Origin of the sequence: Cobetia sp. AM6 (genome assembly GCF_009617955.1) — a bacterium.
Classification (GTDB): domain Bacteria; phylum Pseudomonadota; class Gammaproteobacteria; order Pseudomonadales; family Halomonadaceae; genus Cobetia; species Cobetia amphilecti.
In genome coordinates, this window is the sequence record NZ_AP021868.1 from 1,392,502 (window position 1) to 1,404,603 (window position 12,102).

The 12,102-nt window shown below is 63.9% G+C and carries 10 protein-coding genes; 9 read left to right on the forward strand and 1 reads right to left on the reverse strand.

All coding sequences use genetic code 11. From position 1 onward, the window contains the following. Positions 1–125: 125 nt before the first annotated feature. The 4 genes from CLAM6_RS05965 to CLAM6_RS05980 all read left to right on the forward strand — a co-directional run bounded on the left by CLAM6_RS05965 (position 126) and on the right by CLAM6_RS05980 (position 4,903). A complete protein-coding gene (locus tag CLAM6_RS05965) occupies positions 126–1,274 on the forward strand; it encodes an ABC transporter ATP-binding protein (RefSeq protein ID WP_082388792.1) in 1,149 nt (382 codons plus the stop codon). Between the two features lie 161 nt (positions 1,275–1,435). Beyond that, positions 1,436–2,572 carry an extracellular solute-binding protein gene (locus tag CLAM6_RS05970; protein WP_225347830.1) on the forward strand — a complete coding sequence of 379 codons (1,137 nt, stop codon included), beginning with the start codon at positions 1,436–1,438 and terminating at the stop codon, positions 2,570–2,572. 174 nt (positions 2,573–2,746) lie between these two features. Further along, positions 2,747–4,048 carry an ABC transporter permease gene (locus CLAM6_RS05975; protein ID WP_153635417.1) on the forward strand — a complete coding sequence of 434 codons (1,302 nt, stop codon included), beginning with the start codon at positions 2,747–2,749 and terminating at the stop codon, positions 4,046–4,048. Between the two features lie 3 nt (positions 4,049–4,051). Then, complete coding sequence (locus CLAM6_RS05980) at positions 4,052–4,903, forward strand: ABC transporter permease (protein ID WP_153635418.1); 852 nt, start codon at positions 4,052–4,054, stop codon at positions 4,901–4,903. 180 nt (positions 4,904–5,083) lie between these two features. Here CLAM6_RS05980 and CLAM6_RS05985 read toward each other — a convergent pair whose 3' ends face one another. Beyond that, positions 5,084–6,946 carry a sigma-54-dependent Fis family transcriptional regulator gene (locus tag CLAM6_RS05985; RefSeq protein WP_172978634.1) on the reverse strand — a complete coding sequence of 621 codons (1,863 nt, stop codon included), beginning with the start codon at positions 6,944–6,946 and terminating at the stop codon, positions 5,084–5,086. Between the two features lie 660 nt (positions 6,947–7,606). Between CLAM6_RS05985 and CLAM6_RS05990 the strand changes: the two genes are divergently transcribed. The 5 genes from CLAM6_RS05990 to CLAM6_RS06010 all read left to right on the forward strand — a co-directional run bounded on the left by CLAM6_RS05990 (position 7,607) and on the right by CLAM6_RS06010 (position 12,026). Next, positions 7,607–8,761: an ABC transporter ATP-binding protein gene (locus tag CLAM6_RS05990; RefSeq protein WP_153635419.1), complete on the forward strand. Its 1,155-nt coding sequence runs from the start codon at positions 7,607–7,609 to the stop codon at positions 8,759–8,761. Further along, a complete protein-coding gene (locus CLAM6_RS05995; RefSeq protein ID WP_153635420.1) occupies positions 8,761–9,999 on the forward strand; it encodes an ABC transporter ATP-binding protein in 1,239 nt (412 codons plus the stop codon). The genes CLAM6_RS05990 and CLAM6_RS05995 overlap by 1 nt, the downstream gene beginning before the upstream one ends. Continuing rightward, positions 9,999–10,868: a carbohydrate ABC transporter permease gene (locus CLAM6_RS06000; RefSeq protein WP_043334509.1), complete on the forward strand. Its 870-nt coding sequence runs from the start codon at positions 9,999–10,001 to the stop codon at positions 10,866–10,868. Before CLAM6_RS05995 ends, CLAM6_RS06000 begins: the two co-directional genes overlap by 1 nt. An 11-nt stretch (positions 10,869–10,879) precedes the next feature. Continuing rightward, on the forward strand, positions 10,880–11,680 hold the full coding sequence (locus tag CLAM6_RS06005) for a carbohydrate ABC transporter permease (protein WP_043334505.1): 801 nt from the start codon (positions 10,880–10,882) through the stop codon (positions 11,678–11,680). 73 nt (positions 11,681–11,753) lie between these two features. Continuing rightward, positions 11,754–12,026 carry a DUF2160 domain-containing protein gene (locus CLAM6_RS06010; protein ID WP_043334560.1) on the forward strand — a complete coding sequence of 91 codons (273 nt, stop codon included), beginning with the start codon at positions 11,754–11,756 and terminating at the stop codon, positions 12,024–12,026. The last annotated feature ends 76 nt before the right edge of the window (positions 12,027–12,102 follow it).

Sequence of the window (12,102 nt, forward strand, 5' to 3'; positions counted from 1 at the left end):
CGCGGCGCTTGTCGCCTCTCGCTTGCCCCCGTAGGGTCAAATGGGACTGAGGGCAGCGATCAGGGCCGGTGAAGCCTGTTCGATCACATGCTCCACGATAACAACAACACGTATGGATACCACGCATGGTCACGACTGCTGAGCCCGACGCGCCGCAGGAGACCAGCTCCTGCTTCGCGATCTTCAATGATGTGCAAAAGAGCTATGACGGCGAAACGCTGGTGGTCAAGGGCTTCAATCTTGAAGTCCAGCGCGGCGAGTTCGTCACCCTGCTGGGACCGTCCGGTTCCGGCAAGACCACCTGCCTGATGATGATGGCAGGCTTCGAAACGCCGACCCACGGCGACATCCTCCTCGACGGTACCCCCATCAATGACTTGCCACCGCACAAGCGCGGCATCGGCATGGTCTTCCAGAACTATGCACTGTTTCCGCACATGAGCGTGGCCGAGAACCTGGCCTTCCCATTGGAAGTGCGCGGCATGAGCAAGGAGGAGATCTCGACCAAGGTGGCCAACGCGCTGGACATGGTGCGACTCGGCGAATTCGGCGATCGCCGTCCGGGGCAGCTCTCCGGCGGGCAGCAACAGCGGGTCGCCCTGGCACGTGCGCTGGTCTTCGAGCCGGAGCTGGTGCTGATGGATGAACCGCTGGGGGCGCTGGACAAGAACCTGCGCGAGGAGATGCAGTTCGAGATCAAGCGCATCCACCAGCGCCTCGGCGTCACCATGCTCTATGTGACCCATGATCAGACGGAAGCGCTGACCATGTCGGACCGCATCGCGGTCTTCAATGACGGCATCGTCCAGCAGCTGGCAACCCCCGAGGCGCTGTATGAAGCGCCGGAGAATGCCTTCGTCGCCTATTTCATCGGCGAGAACAATCGCCTCAACGGCCAGGTATCGCAGCTTGACGCTCAGGGGGAGCATTGCACGGTGACCCTCGACAGCGGCGAGCAGGTACGGGCACTCAAGGTGGCCGTCAATGAGGTCGGCGAGCGCACCCAGCTGTCACTGCGCCCGGAGCGGGTACGCCTGCTGTCGGCGGAAGAGCCAGGCGCCGCGGGCACGCAAAGCCCTCCCGACAATGTCTTCTCCGCCGAGGTGCTCGAGGTGATCTATCTTGGAGATCATCTGCGCACGCGCGTGGCGGTGTGTGGCAGTGACGAATTCATCATCAAGACACCCAACGCCGAGGGTTATCCGCCCTTGCGGCCCGGGCAGACATTGCAGGTCGGATGGGACGCCTGCGACTGCCGGGCGCTGGATGCCTGAGGCCAGCAAAGGTCAGAACAGGCCAGCAAAGAACAGGCGAGAAAGGACAGGCGAGTAAAGACAAGGCAGCACGGGAGGTGAAGCACGCTTCCTCAGCAGAGCAAGAGCAGATTTCGCGACAAGAGTGCAGCACAACAACAAGAAATCAGGGAGATTCATCCATGTCAGTCATCAATCAGTTCACCGCGTCATTCACTACCTCGCGCCCGGGCATGCCGCTGCGCAGCCTGCTGGCGGTTGCCGTGGCAGCGGCCGGCATGAGCGCCGGAGCGGCCCAGGCCGAGACGCTCAATATCGTCTCGTGGGGCGGCGCCTATACCGACAGCCAGAACAAGGCCTATCACGAGCCCTGGGAAGAGAAGAGCGGCGACACCGTCGTCAATATCGACAAGTCATCCAATGCGCTGTCCGGTCTGCGCGCACAGGTCCAGGCCGGCAACGTCACCTGGGACCTGGTCGACATGCTGCCCAGTGATGCCTTGATCGCCTGTTCGGAAGGCCTGATCGAGCCGCTGGACCCGGACACCCTGTTCGCGGCAGCGCCGGATGGCACGCCGGCCAGCGAGGACTTCATCGAGAATTCGCTCAGCGAGTGCTTCGTGCCGCAGATCGTCTACTCCAACATCGTGGCCTTCAATACCGAGATGTTCCCCGAGGACAAGCAGCCGGATTCCATCGATGACGTCTTCAATCTCGAGGAATTCCCCGGCAAGCGTGCGCTGCAGAAGAAGCCGATCAACAACATGGAGTGGGCGCTGGTAGCCGATGGCGTGGCCCCGGAAGATGTCTACGAGATGCTGGATTCCGAGGAAGGCATCGAACGTGCCTTCGCCAAGCTCGATACCATCAAGGACAGCGTGATCTGGTGGGAAGAGGGCGCACAGCCGCCGCAGCTGCTGGCGGACAAGGAAGTGGCCTTCGCCTCGGCCTACAACGGACGCATCTTCGATGCCGAGGTCAACGAGAAGCAGCCATTCTCCATCGTCTGGGATGCCCAGGTCTTCGAGCTGGATGGCTGGGTCGTCCCGACCGGCAAGCTCGACAAGGTCAAGGATTACCTGATGTTCGCCACCGATACCCAGCGACTGGCGGATCAGGCCAAGTACATCTCCTACGGGCCGGCGCGTACCTCCTCCGCGGCACTGGTCTCGACCCATGCGGACACCGGCATCGACATGAAGCCGCACATGCCCACCTATGGCCCCAACTTCGAGACCGCCATCCCCAAGGATGACGAATTCTGGGCCGACAACCTCGATGAGCTGAGCCAGCGCTTCAACGCCTGGCTGGCACGCTGACCCCTGCACTGACCCGCTGGCCCCGGTGGCGCACACCCGCGCGCCGGGGCCTTTTTGATCATGCCTGATGGCCCGTCGGCCATGCTCGATTCCGCCAGGTTGGCTTCCGTCACTGTCACGCGGAAGCCGGCTGGCGGCCCAGGCATCCTCGGATAGCCGATCAAGGAGTGCAGGATGAGCGATTCCTCCGCCCCGGCCACGTCCGGAAGCGCAGCACATGACCCCACTGGCGCCCCCGGCGCGGCGCTGACCACCGCCGATGGCGTACCGCTGAAACAGAGCCTCAATCGCGCCATCCGTCGCAGTCGCATCAAGGCGTTGCTGCTGGTGGCGCCGTTGCTGGTCTTCATCGGGCTGGCATTCGTCATGCCCATCTTCGACATGCTGTCACGCAGTGTCGACAACCCGGAAGTCTCCACCTATCTACCGCGCACCAGCGAGGTGCTGGTCGACTGGGACGGCGAAGGGTTGCCGGAAGAGGCCGCCTACGCCGCCCTGGCGCAGGATCTGGCCGCGGGACTCAAGGCGCGCAATCTCGGGCGCGTCGCCTCGCGTCTCAACTACGAAAAGTCCGGCATGCGGTCGCTGTTCATGAAGAGCGCCCGCCGTGCCGGTCGCATGGAGGCCCCTTACAAGGCCGCGCTGATCAAGGCCGATGAGGATTGGGAGGACCCGGATATCTGGCGTCTGATCAAACGCGAATCGTCGCCTCTCACCGCTTCCTACTATCTGGCGGCGGTGGATCGCCAGTTCTCACCGACAGGCGAGATCGTCGAGAAACCGGAGTATCTGCAGATCCACGTCTCGCTGTTCATCCGCACCTTCTGGATGAGCGCGGCGATCACCGGGCTGTGTCTGTTGCTGGCCTATCCGGTGGCCTGGCTGCTGGCGACCCTGCCAGCCAGTCGCGGCAATCTGCTGATGATTCTGGTGCTGCTGCCGTTCTGGACCTCGCTGCTGGTGCGAACCACCACCTGGATCGCGATCCTGCAGCAGCAGGGGGTGCTCAATGACATGCTGGTGGGCGTCGGGATACTCGCCGAGGAGGCGCGTATCCAGATGATCTACAACAAGACCGGCACCATCATCGCGATGACCCACATCCTGCTGCCGTTCATGATCCTGCCGCTGTACTCGGTGATGAAGACCATCCCGCCCAGCTACATGCATGCGGCGCGCTCGCTGGGTGCCGGGCCGATAACCGCCTTCCGGCGTGTCTACTTCCCGCAGACCTTGCCGGGCATCGGGGCGGGCTCGATTCTGGTCTTCATCCTCTCCATCGGCTACTACATCACGCCGGCACTGGTGGGCGGGCAGTCGGGCCGCTTCATCACCAACTTCATCGCCTATCACATGCAGACCTCGCTCAACTGGGGCCTGGCAGCGGCCATTGGCTCGATACTGCTGGTCGTGGTGATCCTCTTCTATCTCGTCTACAACCGCCTGATCGGTGTGGACAAGGTCAAACTGGGGTGACAGATGGCCATACCTTCCTATGCAACTCGTGGTGAGCGGATCTGGCATTGGGTGTTCTGCGTGCTGTGCACGCTGATCTTCCTGTTCCTGATCGGGCCGATCCTGGTGATCATTCCGCTCTCGTTCAATGCCGAACCCTACTTCACCTTCTCGGAGAAGATGCTGTCGCTGGACCCGGAGGGCTACTCGCTGCGCTGGTATCAGGAGTTCTTCACCTCGGATGAGTGGATGCGCTCGATCAAGAACAGCATCATCGTGGCGGTGTGCGCGACGGTGCTGGCCACGGTACTGGGCACGCTTGCCGCACTGGGGCTTTCCAGCCGTTTCATGCCGTTTCGCAATACCATCATGGCGATCCTGATCTCGCCGATGATCGTGCCGCTGATCATCAGCGCCGCGGCGATGTTCTTCTTCTTCTCGAAACTGGGGCTGACCCAGACCTATCTGGGCGTGATTCTGGCGCACACGGCGCTGGGCATTCCCTTCGTGGTGATCACGGTGACGGCGACGCTGTCCGGCTTCGATCACTCGCTGACACGTGCGGCGCACTCGCTGGGGGCCAGTCCGAGTCGCACCTTCTTCCGCATCATCCTGCCGCTGGTGACGCCGGGGGTGGTGTCCGGTGCGCTGTTCGCCTTCATCACCTCGTTCGATGAAGTCGTGGTGGTGCTGTTCATCGCCGGGCCGGCGCAGACCACCATCCCGATCCAGATGTGGTCCGGTATCCGCGAGGAGATCAGCCCGACGATTCTGGCGGTGGCCACGCTGCTGGTGATGGTCTCGATCCTGCTGCTGACGACACTGGAGCTGATTCGCCGCCGCAATGAACGTCTGCGCGGCCTGACGCCGAGCTGACCACTGTCCTCGACCCTCTGCCCTTTGCTCTTGAGTGCTGAGCGCTTGATGGCTGTGAGAAACAGGAGTCGCAAGAAACGCCCTTGCCCCCGCAGAGTCTGTCTGCGGGGGCAAGGGCGTTTCAGGGCCAGGGCTTGAAGACAGGGCTTGGAGACAGGGCTTGAGGAAAAGCCTGCTGCGTCAGGCCGCGCCGAGTCGCTTGTAGAGCGTGGTGCGGCTGATGCCCAGCTCCCGCGCGAGACGCGAGACGTTGCCGCCCAGCGCGTCCAGCGCACTCTGCAGCTCCTCGGCACTGGAGAGATCATGCAGCGAGGGCAGGCCGCTCGGTTGCGAGGGCTGGTGGGCAATCTCGCCCTCTGCCGCGTGGCAGTCGCCCGCCAGCATCACATGGCACGGCTCCAGGGTCGGCCCATCGCACAGTGCCAGCGCCAGACGCAGCACGTTGTCCAGCTCGCGCACGTTGCCGGGCCAGTCATGCTGGGTGAGGCGATCGAGGAAGGCGGGCGTGATGCGCGGCAGCTCACGTTGCTGCTCCCCGCACAGCCGTGTCAGCAGGGCACGACTCAGTCCGGCGATGTCGTGACGCTCCCTCAGCGGCGGCAGGGCGATGGTGGCCCCACACAGGCGATAGTAGAGATCCGCCCGGAAGCGCCCGGCCTTGACCAGCTCGCTGAGGGGCTGATGGGTGGCGGCGACCAGTTCGAAATCGACCCGCTGCGGCTTGCCGCCGCCCAGCGGGGTGACTTCACGCTCCTGCAGCACGCGTAGCAGACGCGCCTGCACATGCAGTGGCATGTCGCCGATCTCATCCAGAAACAGGCGCCCGCCATTGGCCTCGAGCAGGCGGCCTTCGCGTCCGGCGGGGTCGGCACCGGTAAAGGCGCCGCGCCGATAGCCGAACAGCTCGGCCTCGACCAGCTCATCAGGCAAGGCGGCGCAGTTGATGGCGACCAGCGGCTGATGGGCGCGATGACTGGCCTGATGCAGCGCCTTGACCACTTCCTCCTTGCCGACGCCGGTCTCGCCCTGCAGCAGTAGTGGCAGGCGGGCGTTCACCAGCCGCGCCAGCAGTTCGCAGACTCTGGCCCAGCCGGCATCGCCATGATGCAGGCGCGCGAGGCTCGGGTGGCACGCAGTCTCTCGAGTGGCGACTTCGGCCGGTGGCTGGCTTGCGGAGCGCTCGGCCGGCGCACGGGCCACGACCCGTGGCCTGGGCGGGGCTGCACACAGGGTGTAGCCCGTGAAGCGCGGGTGTTGTGTGAGCATCAGGCACTGCGCATTGGCGAGCTGGGCCAGCGGCGCCCAGTCCAGCTGCCAGCGTGCCAGCGGCTGGCCCAGCAGCAGGTGGATGTCATCGCGGGTGGCGCAGCTGTCGCTGTCCGCTGCATTGGCTGCGCTGTCCGTTGCGTTGGCTGCGTTTTCGGAAGCGGGCGTGAGTTCAAGATGAGCCGCCAGCAGCTGCAGTCCCCGGCGACTGGCGGCAGCGACCTGACCTTGCGGCGTGACGGCCAGCAGGGCCGCACTGGGCGAGTCCAGCTGCGAGCGGTTGAGATGCAGGCGCAACAGGTGATGGTCGTGCCCATGCGCCTCGCCCAGACGGCGTTGCTCGATGTCATCCGCCAGTACGCCGAGCATGCCGAGGCTGTACTGGCGCACACGGTAGGGATCGCAGATCAGTCCCAGGCACCCCTCGCAGGCGCCGGGCGTCAGGCCTCGATTGGCACTCCAGCTGGCGGGTGCCAGCAGCGCGGCACTGGCACTGGCCAGCCCCTTGAGGCATTCGGCGTCATGCGCTTCGAGCGCGATGCGCGCCAGGCGATTGGCACGCGGTGCATTCAGGGTCTCGGCGATGGCGTTGTGACCCAGCGACTCCTCACGCCAGCGCGCGCCGGGGTGCAACAGGGGGGCGTCATTGCCCAGCAGCTGTTGATGGCCGTAGCTTGCCAGCACCACGCCGTCGCGGTCGGTCAGCACCAGACACGCCTGCCAGTGATCGAGCAGGTTGAGGGTATGGCCGGCCACCGCTGACGCCACCGTCGCCATCAGGTTGGCGGCCTGACGCTGACGCCAGACGAGCTCCTCCGGCGGACACCTGAGGGTTGAGGGCGGCAGCGACGAGGGGAAAGAAGAGGGAAGAGAAGAGGAGGGAGCAGGTGGAAGCGCCGCCGCAGACGTTGCGCAGGCGGCGCTTGGATCGAGCGCCTGATCCTCTGCGTGGTGAGCTGGATGCTTGGCCGAATGATGAGCAGCGTGGCGCGCTGAGTGTTTGGCGGCGTGGGGTAGTGGCATGCGATGTCCCTTGTGCGGCGGGCCTTTCAGGCCTCTGTTGTTATTGGTGCTGTTATCGATGCTGTGATCGGTCTGGGGGAGTGTTCACGGCAATGTTCACTTGTGCGTGGTGAGTGTTCAGTTCCGAGGACTCCAGTGTGCAGACACTGTTCATCAGAGTAGCGGCAGACGCGGCGGATGACGGGCTAGACCATGGTCTGCCCCTGCCTTGGTCGCATCTGGCAAGTGGCTGAATGATCGACAGAAGAGCGGAATCCGGCGCCCTCCGAGGGGCGATGGAGGCTGTCTGTGGGCAGGGGGTTGCGCGCGGCTGGCACAGGGTTCGCTTGAGGATAGTCACCAGGTGGGTGTGAACACTCGGCAGTGGTTGGCCGTGTCCTTGCCCCGATGACTTTCACCAGACGAGACAGCGCCATGTCCTTGAGCCTTGAGGCGGTCACCCGCCGGGTTGGCCGCGAGACCCATATCGACAGGGTGGACCTGACCTTCGAGCCCGGCTCCTTCAATGTGCTGCTGGGACGCACCCTGTCCGGCAAGACGTCGCTGATGCGCCTGATGGCGGGTCTCGATGTGCCCAGTGACGGGCGCATCGTGATGAACGGCGAGGACGTGACCGGCCGTCCAGTGCGCGAGCGCAACATCTCGATGGTCTATCAGCAGTTCATCAACTACCCGAGCCTGAGCGTCTACGACAACATCGCCTCGCCGCTGAAGCTGGCGCGCATGGCGCCGGAGGAAATCCGCCGCCGCGTGCACGAGATCGCCGAGATGCTGCATATCGAGCAGTTTCTTGCGCGTCAGCCGGCGGAGTTGTCCGGTGGCCAGCAGCAGCGCACGGCCATGGCGCGGGCGCTGGTCAAGGACGCCGACCTGGTGCTGTTCGATGAACCGCTGGTCAATCTCGACTACAAGCTGCGCGAAGAACTGCGCCACGAGATGCGCAGCCTGTTCGCGACCCGCAACACCATTGCCGTCTACGCCACCACCGAGCCCGGCGAGGCGCTGGCACTCGGCGGCACCACCACCCTGATGCATGAAGGGCGGGTGCTGCAGTCCGGGCCTACCGAGGCCGTCTACCATCATCCACTGAGTGTCGAGGCGGCGAAGCTCTACTCCGAGCCGCAGATCAATCTGTTCGAGGCCGAGGTGCGCGGACGTGAGCTGGCGTTCTCCGGCGCGGCCAGTGCCGGCGAGCAGGGCAGCCGTTTCGTGCTGCCCACGCCACTGGCGGGGATCGAGAGCGGGGCCTACCGCTTCGGCATCCGCCCCAGCCATCTGGGGCTGGCACCTCTGGCCGATGATGATCTGGAGTTCGCCGTCACGGTGGATATCGCCGAGATCTCCGGCTCCGAGACCTTCCTGCATGTCAGCAATGACGATCACTCGCTGGTCCTGCATCTGGCCGGCATCCACGACTTCGCCGTGGATGATGCCATCCGCGTCTATGCCCCCGCCCACAAGCTGTTCGTCTATGCCGCCGATGGTGGTGACGGGGCGGAACAGCATGGCGATGGGGCACTGATCCGCTCGCCCGAGCGACCCACCACGACTGGCGGAGGGCTGGCCTGATGGCGGAAATACACCTCAATGATCTGGCGCACAGCTACCTGGCGGCGCCCACCGCGGACAGTGATTACGCCATCCGGCGCATGAATCATGTCTGGCAGCAGGGCGGCGCCTATGCACTGCTCGGCCCGTCGGGGTGTGGCAAGAGCACGCTGCTCAACATCATCTCCGGGCTGCTGGCCCCCTCCGAGGGCGAGGTGCGCTTCGATGATCGCGTGGTCAATCGGCTGCCGCCGGAAGAGCGCAACATTGCCCAGGTTTTCCAGTTCCCGGTGGTCTACGACACCATGACGGTCTTCGACAATCTGGCCTTTCCGCTGCGCAATCAGCGCCAGCCGGAGCACAAGGTGCAGTCCCGGGTGCGTGAGATCGCCCAGGTGCTGGAGCTGGAAGACCTGCTGACTCGGCGTGCCAGCAACCTGACGGCCGACGAGAAGCAGAAGGTCTCGATGGGCCGTGGCCTGGTGCGCGATGACGTGGCCGCCATCCTGTTCGATGAACCGCTGACGGTCATCGACCCCCACCTCAAGTGGAAGCTGCGCCGCAAGCTCAAGCAGATCCACGAGCAGTTCAACATCACCATGGTCTACGTCACCCATGATCAGCTGGAGGCCTCGACCTTCGCCGACAAGATCGCGGTGATGTACGAGGGCCGCATCGTGCAGTTCGGCACCCCGCGCGAGCTGTTCGAGGACCCCGCTCACACCTTCGTGGGCTACTTCATCGGCTCACCGGGCATGAACCTGGCCAGCATCACGCTGGAATCGCAGGGCGTGCGGCTCGGCACGGGGGAGGATGCACCCTTGCTGCATCTTCCACGAGCGCTGCTAGCGACACTGGCGGAGCGCAAGGGCGAGTTGAAACTGGGCATTCGCCCCGAATTCGTCGAGCTCGAGGCCAGCGACAGCTCATCAGCGGCGGCGGTTCCCGACACCCGCGAGCATTGGCTGAGTGGTCAGGTCACGCTGGTGCAGGACCTGGGGACCTACAAGGTGGTGGATCTCGACATCGGTGGCGGCTGCCTGTTCAAGGCGCGCATCGAGGAAGATGCGCTGCTGCCGACAGGCCGCGTGCGTCTGCGCCTGCCGGCCCGCTGGCAGCGCTTCTATCTCGATGAGCACCTGCTGGACCTGTCACAGGCCGGCGCGCCCGACAGTGGCGAGGCGGACAGCTTTGCCAGAGGGGAGAGTGGCGGCCCTGTCAGAGGGGAAGATGACCAGCGGCCGGGAGGAAACGCCTGATGCAACGCACACACAACAATCGCGCCTGGTGGCTGGTGCTGCCGGTAGTCATCGTGGTGGCATTCTCGGCCATCATCCCGATGATGACGGTGGTCAACTACTCGGTGCAGGACATCTTCGACCCCTCCACGCGCTTCTTCGTCGGCACCGAGTGGTATCGCGAGATCCTGCGTGACGAGCGCCTGCACGATTCGCTGATCCGTCAGTTCGTCTATTCATTCGCGGTGCTAGCCATCGAGATTCCGCTGGGGATCGCCGTGGCGCTCTCGATGCCGCGCAAGGGCTTCATGGTCTCGCTGTGCATGATTCTGCTGGCCTTGCCGCTGCTGATCCCCTGGAATGTGGTCGGCACCATCTGGCAGATCATCGGTCGTGAGGACATCGGTCTCTACGGCTGGGCGCTGGGCCAGCTGGGCATCGACTACAACTACGCCTCCAATCCGGCTGACGCCTGGGTGACGGTGCTGGTGATGGATGTCTGGCACTGGACGTCGCTGGTGGCGTTGCTGTGCTATTCGGGGCTACGTGCCATTCCCGATGTCTATTACCAGGCCGCGCGTATCGACCGTGCCTCGCCCTGGGCCGTGTTCCGCTACATCCAGCTGCCCAAGCTCAAGAGCGTGCTGTTGATCGGCATCATGTTGCGCTTCATGGACAGCTTCATGATCTACACCGAGCCCTTCGTGCTCACCGGTGGCGGGCCGGGTACCACCACCACCTTCCTGTCCCAGACCTTGACCCAGATGGCGATCGGCCAGTTCGATCTCGGACGTGCCGCAGCCTTCTCGCTGATCTACTTCCTCATCATCCTGCTGGTCTCGTGGCTGTTCTATACCGCCATGACCCATCAGGACAGTGACGACGCCTGAGGAGACGAGTGATGACCACACGCAAGCGTCTGGTAATGACGATCTATCTGCTGTTCCTGCTGGTGCCGATCTACTGGCTGCTGATCATGTCCTTCAAGTCGAATCAGGAGATTCTCGGCGGCCTGACCCTGTGGCCCGAGAACTTCACCTTCGACAACTATCGGGTGATCTTCACCGACCCCAGCTGGTACATGGGCTACCTCAACTCGATGAGCTACGTGGTGCTCAACATGCTCATCTCGCTGGCGGTGGCGCTGCCGGCGGCCTATGCCTTCTCGCGCTATCGCTTCCTGGGCGACAAGCATCTGTTCTTCTGGCTGCTGACCAATCGCATGGCGCCGCCGGCGGTCTTCCTGCTGCCGTTCTTCCAGCTCTATTCCTCGGTGGGGCTGTTCGATACCCCGCTGGCGGTGGCACTCGCGCACTGTCTGTTCAACGTGCCGCTGGCGGTCTGGATTCTGGAAGGCTTCATGTCCGGCGTACCCAAGGAGATCGATGAGACGGCCTATATCGACGGCTACAGCTTCCCGCGCTTCTTCCTGACGCTGTTCATTCCGATGATTCGCCCGGGAATCGGGGTGACCGCCTTCTTCTGCTTCATGTTCTCGTGGGTGGAGCTGTTGCTGGCGCGAACCCTGACCTCGACGGAGGCGAAACCGATAGCGGCGGTGATGACGCGAACGGTCTCGGCCTCGGGCATCGACTGGGGCGTGCTGGCCGCCGCCGGTGCCCTGACGCTGATTCCCGGCATTCTGGTGATCTACTTCGTGCGCAACCATGTCGCCAAGGGCTTCGCCCTGGGCCGGGTGTGATCGTCACCAGGCCGAGCGCCGCTGTCATTGCCGTCAGCAAGTCTCTGCTGGCGGCCCACAAGAGGACATGATGATGGAATGGATGGCCTGGACACTGCCCACGTCACTCTTCTTTGCCGGTATCGGCACCCTGCTGCTGGGCATGACCGCCTGGCAGTTCGTGACCCCGACGCTGAGTCGGCAGGGATTTCTGCCCATCGCGACCACGCGGGGCGACAGACTGTTCATCGGCCTGCTCTCCAGCGGCTGGCTGCATCTGCTGTGGTTGGGCTTTACCGATCAGGTGCTGTGGATGATCAGCATCGTGTGTGTCGTCTGGATGCTGGTGTTGATGAAGTGGGGATGAAGTGGGGATGACATGCGGGGAGATGTGAAGAGGAGAGAGCGCTGACGACAGGCAGCGTCGCCCGGTGGCAACACGG